The sequence below is a fragment of the Candidatus Krumholzibacteriota bacterium genome (assembly GCA_016932415.1).
In the GTDB taxonomy this organism is placed as follows: domain Bacteria; phylum Krumholzibacteriota; class Krumholzibacteriia; order Krumholzibacteriales; family Krumholzibacteriaceae; genus Krumholzibacterium.
Genome location: JAFGCX010000017.1, coordinates 35,333 through 51,464, shown reverse-complemented (window position 1 = coordinate 51,464; position 16,132 = coordinate 35,333). Strand labels below are relative to the sequence as shown.

Here is a 16,132-nt window from a genome sequence, read left to right as displayed (position 1 = left end):
AAAAGACATTGACAGGAATCACACCGCCAGTTATTATATAGATGGTCGATATATAGAGATCATACATATAGCCCTTCGGGGATCGAAACACGTCCCGGATAGGTAGAGATGGATAAAAACGGGCTCGAAATACAGAACCTCACAAAACATTGTAACGAGGACCTTATACTTGCCGTGCTTCGCCAGGGAAAGATGCACGGATATCAGATCGCGCTGGAAATCGAGGAAAAGAGCAGTCATTATTTCAGATTCAATCATGGAACTCTCTACCCCATCCTTCATAAACTCGAAAAAGAAGGCAAGATCAGGGGCGAATGGCTCAAGGAAGAAAGCAGACGGAAAAGAAAACAATATTCACTGACCGCCAGGGGGAAAAAATACGCTGACAGTCAAGCTCTCGCGTGGAAAGAATTCTTCGATCAATTCCTTAATATAACGGGAGGTGCTGGAAAATGAGGAGATTCAGCACGATTTTGAAGGAGATCAGCCGAAAATTGGACCTGCCGCAACCTGACAAATCAAGAATACTGCTCGAAGTCGGGTCTGACCTGGAAGAGATGTTCAAGCTCTACGTCGCGGAAGGACTCAGCGAGGCGGAAGCGGAAAAGAGAGCGGGAGAGAAATTCGATATTTCCGACGCGGCTCTTGCCGAACTTGTAAATATTCACCAGACGGCTATCAACAGGCTGCTCGCTCGTCTTTCGGAACAGGCAAGATCGAGATGGGAAAAAGCGTTGCTAATCGTGATCCTTCTTACTATCGCTGTCTTCTCCGTTCCACATCTTTTTTCTGACGGCTTTTTTAACAGGATCGGGCCATACGCCTGGCCTCTGCTGGGAATCGCCATAACCGCCATAATCTTGACGGTCAGGCAATTCTACCTTCTTTTCATAAGGAAAGACCACGGGACGGGAAAGCTGCGATCCGGTTCCGCGTGGTTCATCGCCCTTGGCTGCGGCAGCGTCCTTACTGGTGTATACGGATTATCCGTTGAGACCTTCAAAGCGATGAGAGCGGCACCAGGTAATATCGACTCGGCTTTCAAAGGAGCTGTCAATCTGGCGATAAATCTCTCGGCCATGATGATGACGTGTCTTCTTCTCTCTATCGCCATTGGCCTGATCTGGTTCTTCATCACAGGGAGGGTCAGGCGAATCGAAGAAGCGGAAACCGAATGGTTGTTTGATATCAGATAAAAGGAGATGATATGAGATACTTCATTACTTCAATGGGGACCTGGGCTGTGCCCCTGTTCATAATAAGTCTCGCTATAATCGCGCTCGTTGTTAAAAAGACCGTTGATCTATATTTCAGAAAAGGACTTTCAAACGCTCAGCTGTTCAAGGGTTTGCACGCGATAATCTTCTGGGGGGTCATTAGCGCCGTGACCGGTATTCTGGGACAGGCCACCGGTATCTATAACGCGATGCTGGCGATCTCCCGGGCCGAATCGCTTTCCCCGGCAATTATCGCGTCCGGCTTCGGCCAGGCCCTTACAACAACGATTTATGGCATCCACGTCCTGATCGTTTCCGGTATCGTCTGGTTTATTCTACTTGCCCGCTACAACAGGATCAAGGGCGCGCTCAAATAACACCCGCCGTGGAATCCTGGATTTTATGTTCGCCGCGCCCCTGATGGGCGTGGCGTTTTTTAATGACTGGGAATCCTTTTGTGGTGTCTGTCACTTCGCGACAGGAAGCCATATGGAAAATTCGGCCCCGTTCCCTTCTGAACTTTTACATAGAAGGTGCCCGCCGTGACCGGCGATTATCTTCTGCGAGACTGAAAGCCCGAGACCGAGCCCTTTAACTTCGCTTGTCCTTGAGTTGGAAGCTCTGGTGAACGGTTCTCCCATATCCTTGATCTCTCCGGCGGGTATACCGACGCCATCATCCCTGATACGTATCACGAAATACCCTTCGAAATCATCCCCGGCTTTTATTTTGTCTATCGAACGACCAGCGCCTTCCCCGTATCCTTCTTCTTCACGTCTGTTCTCAGCTAAAAAGGTGGATTCAACTCCCGGGGCTCCCCCCCTAATCTCGACTCCTTCAGAATCGTCCGGATCATTGACGTTGAAAGAACTCTCAAGACAGATTGTACCGCCCGTGTAGAGTGAGGAGACCGCGTTATCGATTATCCTGTCCAGGGCGATGCGTATCTTTGCCGAATCGGCCCTGATTATTCTCGCCTCTCCGATTTTATCGAATTTCAACGTTATCCCTTTTTCGGCCAGAACGGAAATGATATCTGTCGAATATTTTTCGAGGAACCCGGCCATCTCTGTTTTCTGGAAATTAAAAAACGACTCGTCCGATTCTACGGCGTTCAGGGAAAGGACCTGTTCTACCAGTTCGGCGAGCTTATTGACAGCTTCCATGGCTATATTGACAAGCATCGCGTCGCTTCCTTCCCTCGGATCGATCGAGGAGAGGGAACTTTTAAGTATTGTCAATGGCGTTCTCAGTTCATGCGACGTATGATGCATGAATTCTCTTTTCATTTTCGAGAAGTTCTCTAGTTTTATCCTGGATTGAACCATATGTTCGTAGAGTGCCGCGTTTTTAACAGTCATTGACGCGATCCTCGTCATCATGTGGAGTATCTCTATATTGAAATCGGTGAATCCTTCACCGGTGATCCTGTCACCGAAAATTATCATCCCCTGCAGTTCGCCTCCATCGATCAGTGGATAAGCGTACCTGAACGAGTCGTCCACCAGTAGGTTTTTGACATTCTGATCTTCGTCGCTGTTATCATCCGGTTTCGCCACGAATAGTTCTATCTTAGCCGGATATCCCCGCGACAAAAGCCAATTGACAAAACCTGAATCGATTGAGATTGAATCAACGCTGTTTTCCCGGCCCAGTCCGAGTGAATAGTATAAATCGAGTTTTTCCGTTTTCCTCGAAAAAAGATAGAATGATATCTGCCCCAGGCTCAATTGCCCGGCCAAGGTCATGACAAAAAGCCTGATGACCTTGTCAAGTTCGAGAGTCGTCCCGAGTTTCTCAAAAAGACGGAAAAGCGCATCGAATGAATAATCGCGGTTGTCAAGGCTGGTCCTCGTCTTTTCGACCGTCAATTCGGTCTTTTTTTCCTCATCAATACTTGCCGCCGCAGTCATTTCGGCCCTTTTTCACTGAGGTTATTTTAGCGCCCGGCAACTTCTTCAGGCGTTGAAAACTCGAAATAATCATTCAGGTTAAGTAGATTGAAGACTGATCTCACGTGCTCAGAGACATTGATGAAGGTCGCTTGCCCCTTCTCGCGCCTGAGTGACGAGACGAGCCCCAGGAGCATCCCCACTCCCGCGCTCGAGATAAAGGTCAACTTGTCAAAATCAAGTATGACGTTGTGTATTTTGCGTTCGAGCAACGCATTCATCGTCTCTTCCAGAATCAGAGCTCCCTTGGAATCCAGATCTCCCGAAAGCTCGATCTTGTATATCCCTTCGCCGACCGATTTCGGTACCCCTATGTTGAGTGGCGTCATATTCCTCTCCTTTCCCGGGATATCTTCTCCCGGAACAAATTTTTCAATTACCACCCTGTTTGTTTTTCTTTCTCTCGCGTATTTCATTTTCTCGTTAAGCTTCTTTATCATCATCAGGCCCAAGCCTCTTTTGGCACCGCCTTTCAGGTAATTATCAAGATTGAACTCGTCACTGCTTGTCGGATCGAATTCTATTCCTTCATCGGCTATAGAGATGAGTAATCTGTCGTTTTCCTTCTCAATTTCAAGATCGATCCATTCTTTATCGATACGGTAAATGCCGTATTCGACAATATTATTGAGCAGTTCGTAGACGCTGAATCGTACCCCGAAAGAGATGAATCCTGGAAATCCAAGTATGTTCGTTATCATCGCGGAAACTTTCGGAGCCAGTTCGACATTGTCCATGGTTGCCATGATCCGTAGCGAATATTTATCCGGAGTCATCCGGTTCCGGATGCATATGAATTTTTCTTCATTGCATATAATATCGTTCCCTTCGACATCTTTTTCGAGTCGGGATTTTTCTGCCGTCCTCTTGATTATCCCGTTGTTATCAATGATATTTTTGACAACATTTTCCATGAACACCGTATAATCATCCGGTGGGGCAAGCAATATCCTCTCCAGCCTGCATTCAACCGCCGTGTGCACGAGGCTGATCAGCTTGATCGCGAATTCCGGAGTCGGTTTTTCATCGCCACTGACCCTGATAATAAAAGGAGTAAATTTTATTTCTTCCAGAATCATCGATTCCTGCCTGTCGTTCCTTTGTTCAGCCCCTCTTTACCATCATTCCGTTTTTGCCTCCGGCAACTTCGTCTATTATCCGGTTCCCGGTGAGGCTTAGAGCAAGAAGGGTCAGATCATCGCTCTGCGCCGCTTCAGCCCTGAATTCACCAAGATCGCTCAGGATCTCGGGAAGAAGATCACGCGCCCCTTTGCGAGCGCTTCCTTTGACGATCGATGTGATCCTGTCAAATCCATATTCATCACCCGACAGGTTACGCATCTCGGTAAGCCCGTCAGTATACTGCAGTATCAGGTCTCCAGGCTCGAGAACTAGTCTGTTTTCCTCCAGCCCAACGGAAAATACATCATCGTCGAAAATTCCAAGCGGCTTGGCTTTTGTTCCAAGCGAATAGACTGTCTGTTCTTTATGCCGATAAAAGAGTATAGGCATATGAGCGGCGCTGGCGTAATCGAAAGTCCGCTTTTCCGTATCGAGAATTCCACAGAAAAGGGTCAAAAAGATGTTGTTCTTTATATCCTGCCCAAGGTGGATATTAAGGTATCTGAGCAACCTTGCCGGGTTTTCTCCTCTTTTGGCAAGATCCCTAACCATGACCCTGGCCATGGCCATGATCACCAGGCCCGGCACTCCCTTTCCCGCCACGTCGCCGACAATGAACATTATCCTGTTGCCGCCTATCGGTATCACATCGAAATAATCCCCCCCGACCTCCTGAGCGGGATTATAATACGTTTCCAGCTGGTAACCTTTCATCACCGGCATGTCAGACGGAAGTAGCGTTTCCTGGATGCTTTTCGCTATCTCAAGCTCCTTATCCATTCTTTCTTTTTCGAGCATCGCGATCCTGTCGCTTTTAAGCCTCACTGCCATCTGGTTGAATGTGTCAGCGAGGGCCTGGATCTCTCTGCCTGATTTTACGGTGATCCTCGTATCAAGATTCCCCTGCCCGATCAACTCGGCGCCCTCGGTCAGTATACTTACGGGTCTCGTTATATGCAGCGCCAGCAGAAGGGAAATTACAGACCCCGCGACAAGAGCGCTTAGTCCGATCTTGAGGACTCTGCTGTAAATCGCGGCGACCGCCTGCCGCATCCTCTTTTTTGAATATGTCAGATAGACATGACCGATCGATTCATCCTGATCGATGATCGGTATCTTCGCCTCAAGAATGTCGTCGTTTTCACGAAGTTCTTCTATCCCGTCCAGCCTCGAGGACCCTTTCGTTCTCTCCAATCCCGGGGAATGAGCGTACCTGCCGTCGATCATTCTAAGATCGCTGTGTCCTTTGATTATACCGGCGTTATCGACAACGATTATCTGTATGATATCGGCGTTCTTTTCAAGCACTCTTGAGATATGCGGATGAAGCTCGAACTCCGGATCGCTGTGAAGAAGGGGCTTTGAATAATTCAGCGCGAGGTTCCTGCCCTGGAGGATAACGATCTCTGTCATCTCTTCCAGAACGATATTTTTCTGTATCCTGGCAACGGTCAATGAAAACGCCCCGACAATACCTGCGACCAGAAGAATCACTGATAAAGTGATCTGTATTTTCAGACTTAATATCTTCACGTCTTTCAACGCCTTTCGGCTATCCGGCTACATTTTCGAGACTGCTCAGTTCCTCTTTTGTCCTTCTTATATATCTGATAGCTTTTTCATTATCAGGATCTACTTTCAATATCCTGCCCCAGATCTCGAGCGCTTCTTCGTAATCATGCATCGTGTAAAGCTCCATCCCCCGGTAAAGGTAGGCCTTGACCAGGTACTCTCCGATCTGCTCGGATCCGGGGTATCCATGCCACACTTTTTCCCACTCGACGATCGCTCTGTCGAATTTTCCGTTTTTGAAATATTCAGCGCCTTTTTCATATATCAACCTCAAGTTATCGGCTTCTTCTTTCGTCAGAGGCGCTTTCGTGGCCGCCGGTTTTTCTTTTTCCATGGTGCTTATTTCTTCTCTTTGTCTGAGTTCCATGACCTCGGCAAGTTTTTTCTCCAGTTCGGCGTCACCCTTGAATTTGTCCAGGCCAGAGCGTAAAAGATCGATTGCTTCTCCGTATCGTTTTTTCCTCGCCAGAACGCCGGTCTGCTGAAGGACCCTTGCGTAATCTTCCTTGTGCCTAGCCGTCGCCTTATCATAATAATGCCTGGCAATATCATGCCCCGGATCCAACCTGAGTACCTGCGCGAAAGCTGCCACGGCGCCAGTCCAGTCCCTTTCGGAGTAAAGTTCAACGGCATGGGCAAAGACGGCATCGATCATCTGCCTCTGGTCCGCGGTCTGGCCGATCAGTTTTTCGCATTCTCTGATCCTGTCGTCTATCGCGCTGATGGAGAGCTTCTCGTTCCCCTTTCGATAATGCATAAGGGCTTCGCCATAACTTCCATCGGCGAAAAGCGAATCCGCCAGGGTAATAATGATATATCCTTGCGCTTTCAGGTTTCCCGCCTTTGCTTCCTCGTTTTCAGGGTCCCAGAGAAGGACTGTTTTGAAATGATCCTCCGCCTGACTGAACTTGTCCTGCCGCAGGGCTTCCCGCGCTTTCGCAAGGTAGTTTTCCATCTGCCTTGTCTCATACCTCGCCGTCTCTCTTTCCAGCTCCCTTTTTATCTCCTCTTCTCTTTCTTTTTTCCGTCTTTCGATCCGCTCCGTCTTTGAGCTGCCGAATCTGTAAGAAAGAGAGAAAAGATGACAATTTTCAAGGTCGCTGTCTCGCCAGGCGTAGTCCAGCTGCAGGAAAGAAAGAGAGAATCCCAGCCCGAAGGTCGGAGAACCGGAATCCCATCCACCACGCAGAGCCAGCATCCGGTTTACTGAATATTCGAACCCGGCTTGTATCCGCGCTTCGTCATGTTTTGTCTTGATCATATCGACCGCTACGAGCAGCCTGTCATCGAAACGCCCTGAAAGAGACCTCCAAACGGCAAATCCGACCCTGGTCCCATACGGGTCGCCCGATTCTTCGTCTTCGAGTTTAAGCTTCGGTTCGATTATATTTATCAGTGTAAGTCCCAACGCGGCTCCATCGAACGCCTCATTGTCAATATCAGACTTGACCCCGAACCCGGCGTCGACACCGAACCCGCTGGCGTTGTACGACCCTTGGACGAAACGGTCGAGTTTCATCGTCACGCCGCCTGACAGTCCTCTGTATATTTTCCTTGCATACCCGAAAAGATACCTCGTCTGCCTGTTTGATAATTCTCCGTCGATCACCAGGTTTTCCTGGTCCCTGCGTTCTATTCCGCCGACATCGAGCCTGAGGACTCCGAACGATATCGCGCCGAAATCGGTCAATGGATATGAACCCAGAATGGAGGAATAGGAACTCGTTTCATCCAAAAGAGGGGTGTGGAACAGATTGATCTCCCCGCGTTCAAGATATTCCAACCCGGCCGGATTCCAGAGAAGCGTATATGCCTCTCCCCAGACCACGCATTTCGCTCCTCCCATGGCAATACTCCGACCTCCCGCTCCAAGAGAAAAAGGAGACTCCGTGCCTCCTCCCTCGCCCCCGGCCAACAGGGGAAGATCCCCGAGCGCGAGGATCGCCATCGATATCAGAACGGCATCGACATATTTTCTGCTCTGCACAAACATCATCGTACCAAAGCGGCCTTTCGTCTCAGGACCTGTTCCTTTCCATTGATTTTCGCTTTCAGAACCAGGTAGTAGACTCCGTTGATCACTTTTTCTCCCCTGCCATTTCGTCCATCCCATGAAATATCCTGGTGTGGCCCCGCGCCACGTTCTTCATTGAGCGCCAGAGTCCTGACGAGGCGGCCCAGAATAGTATAAACCTGGACCGTCACCGTTCCATTATCCGGCATGAAAAAAACGATCGTCGTCTTTTCTCTGCTGGCGACAAACGGGTTGGGATAGTTGGAAAACGAGTCTTCCAGTTCAGTCGAGAGCAGGGCTGCCCTCCCTGAATTAAAGGGAAACGCGCTTCCATCGGCGAGTCCCACCGCGACGGGATCGCCTGTAGTCTCGTCAGTGCCGGAAATATCATCGGCAGACCTGATCGCGGCAGATACCATCGTGATCGCGGTGCCGGGGGCGATGGTGAGAAAAAGTTCGAGATCGAGTGTTTCTTCCGATTCAAGTCTTTGAGGATCGATAAAATCCACCCTTACGCCATCTTCGATCTGGACTGCCTCTGTCTCTATCATCCCGGACCCGGATTCGATGGTGATTCCGGCGATATCGGAAGCTGTCTCCACCGGCATCTTCTTTTCATCCTCGAAGTGAAGAGTTATGAAATCGATCATGGCGGTCGAGCCGCCTGAATCAGCGCTTCTTGAGAACCGGAGGTCGAATGCCTTTACTTTCTCGCCCGCGGCAATATTCGCAGGCAGGACTCCACTGGCTTCGAAAGAGATGCTGCCCACGGGGATCACCACGTTGGTCAATCCGCTCGACAGGGGAAAAGCGCCTGTCGGTTTGTCGAAAACCGCTCCAGATGTCGCGTCAAGTATTTCGACCGCGGTTCCGTATAGATGCATCTGGAAATATCCCGGAACCGCATCCTGGTCAATATCCAGCGATATATCAAGGACCACGGAACCTTCCGGTTCGATAAGGACAGGATCGTCAAATTCCATCCTTATGTAAGATGAAGTATCGAGAGCGGTAGGGTAGACTGCGCAGATAACACTGTCGATCGATTCGACTCTTATCGCTGAAAATTTACTGTTCTGCGCGAGACCTCCTCCAGTCTGGTCGATCAGCCGCAGGGAAAGCCCCGATACTGCCGCCGGAGATTCGCCGGTTGTTCCCGTGTGACAAAGGGTCAGGCGTAGAGCGTCGACATCGTCGAGCCCACCGGTGATCCTGGTGGGAAGAAGTCCATCACCTGAAATTGAAAAGCTGCTCAAAGGATCTATAAAAATCGCTTCGCCGCAATTCATAGGAAACCCGTATCCTTCGGATGCGTTCGCCCTGACTTCCACAGTCTGACCGGAATTTATATCCCTGGCCGAAACAGAGATCGAATCGTGTAAAGATATGGCGAACGCGGATGGCTCGGGATCAGATCTGAAATCCAGAAATGCGTTAAGTACCAGGGGAGTCAGCGCTGAAACGACCAGTTCGGGCTGGAAAAGACAGTGGATCCCTGACGAAAGCGGGAAAACATCGGTGACGAAATAACTGTACCCGTACATATCCTGAATTCTTATCTTTTTCAGAAAACCGGATGGCGCGAGCGGTTCATTCGACATATCGAATGTCTTGAACTCGATCGCCGAAACACTGATATCGGCCGCCGAAGATCCCCCTGAATTCGCAATGACAAGACTGAACGCTGGTACTGTCTCCTGTCCCCTGTTGACCTTTTCAGGAAGTTGCGTATCGACGCCCACCAGAAGCTCGACCGCCGGATCTTTAAGAGTGATCGTATTGGTCGACCAGGGAAATGTCGATCCGCCGAAAATGACCAGGGCAGAGTTATTATGATCGATTATAGATATATCATCGGGGTCTTCCAACAGCAGCCTGAAATTCGCCGCCCTGGCATCCTCTGCCACATCGAGAGAAACTGTGAATATCTTCATATCGCCGGGAGAAAATATTACAGGTTCGACCGGTGTCAGTTCGATCGTCGAATCTGTCACCGATGAGGTCTGCGCAGAGAACAGGACCATTGTTTCATCCTCAAAAGTTATTTTAGAAGCGACGTCGTTTACCGCAAGTCCGGTTCCCGCGCCATCGGTGAAGATCAATTCGATCGAGACAAAGTCCACAGCGGCGCACTGCTCGCATCCTGAACTATAACTGACGGCCATTTCGAAAACTTCGGCTGCCCTGTGTCCCCTGTTGAGACTTACCGGGGAAAGATCGTCGATCATGATATCGAAATCGTCGGGGATGTTTTCAATCGATATTGTATCAGAGTATTCCAGGCGGCTCTGGGCGATTCCCCCGTCTTCAGAGGCTTTTGCCTGAAAAACGATTTTTCCCTGCGAGACGGCGTTGAAACTCCATGTGAAAGAGCTGTCGTGGTGGGCTTCCAGATCGATCGATTCCGGGAAAGGTCCGGAGAGAGGCGCGATTCCTCCGTCGCCAAAGTGCATAAAACTGTCGGGGCGGACCATTGTGAGCAGTGAATCGGTGACGTTGCTCAAAATCAATTCGCAGTCGAATACCTGGCCCGTAGTTACCGGCAGTATTGGTACGAATGATACGATGATCGGATCGGTGGTGACTGTAATTTTCGCTTTAGATATCAGCGGCCTGTCGATCGGTCCATCGTTACCGGACCGGACTTCGATCGCGTCTACAGGGAGAGAGAGAACAACTGTCCTGCCATCGACCGCTATCTCGGAAAAATCGGCCGTGACATGAAGAGACAATCCATCGCAATCGATATACTCCCAGAGGCTCGATACTGTGTTCCAACTGCTACCGTTCCACATGAAATACCCTATAAACTCTTCCTCCCCCGGATCGTAGATCCCATCTTCACCCCCCCCTTCCTTCCATAACTTGAGATATTCGATATCGATCCCCGGCATGCCGGAACCTTCGTTTTCAAGGACTATGCTTATAAGCGAATCCCCCTGGGTCCCGTTGCACGGCAGCCGGAAGGAAAAACAGGGAACATCCATGTCCCCGGGGGAAACCCGCGCGCTGTTTACCGTCGCGACTTCTATCTGCGATGCCACCATGCCATCAATCAGGTCTTCTCCGGCCGAATTGAGCGGAAATTCGCCCTCTATTACCGTAGTACCGCTTATAAATGATACCCATGTCCTGTCTGGTATGCTGAAATCGACCGCGACCGAATCGCGCACTCCTTCGCCGGGAATATCATAGGCAATAAATATCTGGCTGCTTTTATAAGGTGCCAGCGTCATCAGAAGGGCGTCGAACTCGAAGAGTACGCCGGAAGATTCTACCGTCTGAAGCAGTCTGTCGGACGCTGGATCGAAAAATCCGTCTTCATCCGCGTCTGAATATGCTTTCGCTCTGAGGATCTCCTCAGGCCTGGCCGAACCGCTTCTCAGAAGCTGGATCGACTGAAGCGTTTTGGGCAGCGCGTAGCTGTTGTACGCGCCGATCACCATTATGAGCAGATCATTTTCTCCCGGGTGGACTCGTCTGTTTCCCAGCATGCTGGTATATAGCGTCACGCGGTCTGGAACGGGAATCAGTATGCTTTTATCGGAAAATATATCCTTATCTGACGGTCCATCGTTCCCCGAGGCGACCCCGATGCCCATCCTGGGAATTCCCGCCATGATCGAAGCCCCGGTAGTAAAGGCGTCCTCAAGGTCTACCGATACAAACAGTCTTTCCCCCGATCCGCCAGTCAACGTTACCGCAAGGCCGGAAGAATTGTATTTCTTTGTCTCGATCTGATCAAGTTCGGAAAGGAATTCATCCGAATCCGGATCGAAGATCCCGTCTCCATCATCTTTCCAGAGAACAGTCCTTTTTATATGTTCTTTGCCAGCTGTTCCGTCGTTGACGACCGTGATCGAAGTGAGCGTATCGTCATGGCAACCGTTTCCGGGAATAACAAGATCAAGGACCGGGATATTTTCGGTCCGCCCCGAGATCGTGCTGTCCCCCGCGCTTAATCTGATCTGGAATGAAAGCATCCCATCGGTAGACGGCGCCTCCTCGACCATGAGGGGAAAATCTCCCGATATCTCATAAGGGTTCTCTGTTTCTATTGACAAATAGATATCCTCTACGTTATCAAGCCACACTGACAGAGTCTCACCATCAGCGGTCCTGAATGAATCGATGTCTGTGGCCAGATACAGTACTGCTTCGGCTCCCGAAGCTATATCGATTCCGATCTCGCCGAAAAATCCCTCCCCTTCAGACCAGGCTGTCTCTGACAGTATGGTATCCTTTTCAGGATCGAACGTGTCATCGCCGTCATCAAGAAACAGAAACACCGGCTTGAGAGGTTCGCATTCGAAGAGTCTCATCTCCGATGCAAGACTCAGAGAATCGATAATAGCCTGACCAATGGTGTTGTTTCTGACCCTCATCCCGAATATCTCCGCATTTCTATCACCTGGATACAACACGTCCGGCCGGTCGGCTGACTGAAAACTCTCGATTGTCACTCCTTCGCGCCTTATGAGGATCTGCGAGTGAGTGTTGATCAATTCTGAATCAAGTGGACCATCGTTTCCCGATATATATTCGACGCCGTTTTCCGGGATTCCGAATCTCACCAGGAGATTCTCTGTAAATCCCTGTCCGAAGACAGCCGTCAGAAAGAATCTTTTTGACCCGAATATAGGTTGCGAGAGTCCGGATATCTGGAAACGGCCTCCCGTGTTGCTTAAGATCCCGAGAGAGCCGTCGGTTTCCGAAGAAAAAACGCCATTCCCGTTATCAGCCCACAGGATCAACTCCTCGACCAGGCCGTTCGCTTCATAATCGCCGAAGTTCCATGCCGAAAGACCCGACAGTATATCGGGAGAATTACCGTTTCCGGGAAGGTCGACGGCAAGTACAAGCTCGCCGCTGCCTCCGGAATAGACCGTGTCGGGAAGAACATTGACGACCCGGGCCTGGAAGCTGAGAAAACCGTCTATGCGGCAGCTTCCCTCTGAATTCAGCGGAAGATCATCGATAAATATCGATGCATTTCCCGAGATATGGATCGAATCGGGAGAGTCGATCTCAACGTCGAGATATTCTCCATCCCGGGCTGAAAATGAATCGACATCCGCGGCGATGTAATAATAGACAGATTCTCCGGGATGAATCACCTTTCCACTCGACAGATCGAATACGGCCCTTCTGTTTTCAAAAACAGCCTCGGCCAGAAGAGAATCTCCTTCGCCCAGCGGCCTGCTCGCCGGGAGAGGCTCCCCGGCGTCTTCCTCGATTTGACCGGTCGTCTCGGGAACATCAGCCTCCTTGTAAAGATACAATCTTTCAAAATTCGAATCGCTTCCCGAACGCTCAGCCTCGCTGCCAATTGGATTCAAGACAACGAGGCTATCGATCGATATATCACCGATGCCATCGAGGCTTATCTCCAGGCGCATCAGTTCAATTTTTCTATCTCCGGGGTTTACATCTACCGAAGCGATCGAATGAGCTTCGATCAGCAGGAGAGGTTCCCTGACTATTAGCCTGTTCGTGATGGAAGCTGTCCAGGTTTGCTCCCAGAATATAAATCCCATGAAAGTCCCCTCAAGGTGGAGGGTCAGCTCGAGAGAATCGGGAGCGGAAAAATCTTCAGGAATATCGACCGGATCGAATGAAATCGGGAATTGAGTCGCGCCCGGGACAAGAAGGGTCTCGTTTGCCAGGTAAGTCGTGATGATCGAATCACCGTCATCTATTTGCAGATACGATACCGCGGGTAGAATTACTATATTTTCTGGATTTGGATTGCTGACTTTGATCGAAAAGACCTGATCCTCATCTCCCGGGTACACGAAATCGGGCGTAAGCGTTGACGGGTTGTCGAATACTATCGCCGAACCGAGTATCTGGATATGCTGTATACTGCTCACCGAACAGCTCCTGTCCGGAGCCCCCCTGTCGGAATCGTCGTCGCAGGCGAAGACCCTGTATACCAGGTCTGTCCCTTCCGCCACTCCTCCGACCATCCCGTCGCTTGTAAAATATCCGCCGCCCGCCGGGGACATCAGCATTTCATTATAATCGTCTTCAAGGCTGCCATCGGTATCCCAGAGAAGATATACTCCCTGGCCACCCGCCCCCGACTCGTCGTCATAGACGCCGCTCGGATCGGTTATAAGACATGTTATATAATCCACAGCCCCTGCCGGAAGTACTTCGGGGGAAAAATCCGAGATGACTGGACCTGCGTAATCATCGTCTATCATCCTGAGGAGAAGATGGAGCTCGTCGAGGTTTTCGTCCGGTTCCTTGCCGCCGAGATGAAGAAAGATGTCAGCCGTATCGCCATGCGCCCATTCAAGGTCCGGCTTAAACCATACTTCGTGGAAATAGTAGCGGTCCGACTCGCAGTTGCCCGTTATTTCCCAGTGTTTATCATCATCCCTGCAGTCGATGATCATCCTCGGAGGATCTAATCCCTCCACCAGAGCACCATACTCCTTGACTTTCCCATCGTCCACTTTCGGGTCGAGCAGGGGATCGGTCTTCATCGTCCAGGGGATAACGGGATCGTCGCTTTTGGTTGCGCCTATAAGATAATCAGCCGGATCGGCCTCCTCGTCCCCTATCATCAATTCGGAGAGAAGAAGCTCCTTCAGGCCGGGTCGAGGGGCCGAGATCCTCCCGAAACCAAGAGAAGAATCGTTGAAGGCGACGTAGCCTTCTTCACTTTCCTTAGGTTCCCAGTCCCAGTCAAATGTCGAATTGAACTGGATGACGAGGCGATAGAGCGTTTCCTGCTCAAATGGGATCGAAATCAACGGTCTGCCGCCATTCAAATAATGTATATTGTTGAGGATCACTCCTTCCTCATCCGAAACAAAAAGTAGTCCATCGTCCGCCCGCACTCTTGAATTCTTCGTGTCAAAAAGAGCGGCGGTAAAAAAGATGACATCGGACAGAACGGTCCAGTCGAACGCGCCGGTCAAAGTCTCGGGAGTCACCTTAATATCGTCGAAATATACAATTCCCGAACAGGTCCCGGAAGTCATGAGACGGATAGCAGTATCGTCGGAGATATAATCTGACATATCAAAGATCTGTGTCGCGAAAGATGTGCCGGGACCACTTCCAACAGTAAAGATCGTCTCCCATCCGTCTGTCCCGTTCTCGGATATTTCGACGACCAGGGTCCCGTTAAACCCGTATGCGGGATCCCTCGCCCAACTGAACTCAAGAAGGGCCCTGCCCGCGTCACCAAGTTTGATCGCTCTGCTGACTCCCACGGGGGAATATGAAGCGGGGTCACCGATCCGCAGATTTCCCGGGCTTTCGACTACCTGTATCTTTCCGATTCCGGGACCATCCGACTCGCCGATCTCCGTCCACTCAGCCCGCCAGTTATACGTTCCATCATTATTGTCGAGAGCTACTATGGAAAAACTATCGAGCGCGTAGATGATGTCGTCACTTCTCGCCGATATGATCTGCAGATTGTCCTGTTTCTCTCCGACGACCACCGCTTTGACAGAAATGTTGACATCGGTAATAGCATCGGGATTGACATCTATATCGAATTCGAAAGTGCCCGTCATATCCGGCGAAAGGAGCGAGTCGGCGCTCGGCGACCCTGTGACCGTGTAATCTGAATTGTGATCCCCCGATGAGACATAGGTAAAGATCAGCGACAGAAGCTGTATACTGATCTCCGAGTCAGAAAGGTTCTTCACCCTGACTGTCACCGGTATATTCTTCTGATTGATTGCGAGAGTATCGTACGGGCAGGATACTTCGGTGATCCATAACCCCGCGGTCACAGCGACGGCGGCTTGAGGTCTATCCGGGCTCCATTCTCCCCCCTGGTCAGCCAGGACTCGTGAGCCGGAGGCACAGAGAAGATAATTGAATGCCAGAATTGCAGCTACAGTGGGCAATAATTTACCGGTTTTTCCTTTTTTAGCGATTTTTAAGCTTCTTTTCCGCATCTTGTCCATCGATACCAGCATAGGTATAACTTATTATTATTTGATTCTTTATCCCCTATTGCGCATGTCGTGTCGGTGCCTGATACTTTTGCTCGACAATCGTATATCTTTTTATAATTGAGGCTATTACACCTCATCCACCAATGACGCCTCCTGGCTTGTCAAGCGATTGGGTTGCAAGAACTGTTCTCAACTATCGGCAATGACCGGAAATTTCCCGATACAATGGGAAATCAGAGTGAATGGAAGAAATACCCGCGGGTAATCCCCGGTTCTCGAATAAAAACCTTAAAGTGCTCCTGGTCCAATGCCGAAGATTCTGTGAGA

At 50.1% G+C, this 16,132-nt stretch carries 8 protein-coding genes; 3 read left to right on the top strand and 5 right to left on the bottom strand.

The window, feature by feature from the left end; translation table 11 throughout:
- Window positions 1-108 precede the first annotated feature (108 nt).
- The 3 genes from JW814_06485 to JW814_06475 are packed head-to-tail and all read left to right on the top strand — an operon-like array spanning window position 109 to window position 1,594.
- Window positions 109-456: a helix-turn-helix transcriptional regulator gene (locus JW814_06485; protein MBN2071090.1), complete on the top strand. Its 348-nt coding sequence runs from the start codon at window positions 109-111 to the stop codon at window positions 454-456.
- A complete protein-coding gene (locus JW814_06480) occupies window positions 453-1,196 on the top strand; it encodes a hypothetical protein (protein ID MBN2071089.1) in 744 nt (247 codons plus the stop codon). Before JW814_06485 ends, JW814_06480 begins: the two co-directional genes overlap by 4 nt.
- Window positions 1,197-1,207: 11 nt before the next feature.
- Entirely contained in the window at window positions 1,208-1,594 is a 387-nt protein-coding gene (locus JW814_06475) for a MotA/TolQ/ExbB proton channel family protein (GenBank protein ID MBN2071088.1), read from the top strand.
- A gap of 90 nt (window positions 1,595-1,684) precedes the next feature.
- Here the strand turns inward: JW814_06475 and JW814_06470 are convergent, their stop codons facing one another.
- From JW814_06470 to JW814_06450, 5 genes are read right to left on the bottom strand one after another with little or no spacing between them, the layout of a single operon-like run.
- Complete coding sequence (locus JW814_06470) at window positions 1,685-3,130, bottom strand: hypothetical protein (GenBank protein MBN2071087.1); 1,446 nt, start codon at window positions 3,128-3,130, stop codon at window positions 1,685-1,687.
- 26 nt (window positions 3,131-3,156) lie between these two features.
- Window positions 3,157-4,248, bottom strand: coding sequence for an anti-sigma factor antagonist (locus tag JW814_06465; GenBank protein ID MBN2071086.1), 1,092 nt, complete (start codon window positions 4,246-4,248; stop codon window positions 3,157-3,159).
- 25 nt (window positions 4,249-4,273) lie between these two features.
- Window positions 4,274-5,833: a SpoIIE family protein phosphatase gene (locus JW814_06460; protein MBN2071085.1), complete on the bottom strand. Its 1,560-nt coding sequence runs from the start codon at window positions 5,831-5,833 to the stop codon at window positions 4,274-4,276.
- A 10-nt stretch (window positions 5,834-5,843) separates the two neighbouring features.
- Window positions 5,844-7,859: a PorV/PorQ family protein gene (locus JW814_06455; GenBank protein MBN2071084.1), complete on the bottom strand. Its 2,016-nt coding sequence runs from the start codon at window positions 7,857-7,859 to the stop codon at window positions 5,844-5,846.
- Window positions 7,856-15,805: a hypothetical protein gene (locus JW814_06450; GenBank protein ID MBN2071083.1), complete on the bottom strand. Its 7,950-nt coding sequence runs from the start codon at window positions 15,803-15,805 to the stop codon at window positions 7,856-7,858. Before JW814_06450 ends, JW814_06455 begins: the two co-directional genes overlap by 4 nt.
- Between the last annotated feature and the right edge of the window lie 327 nt (window positions 15,806-16,132).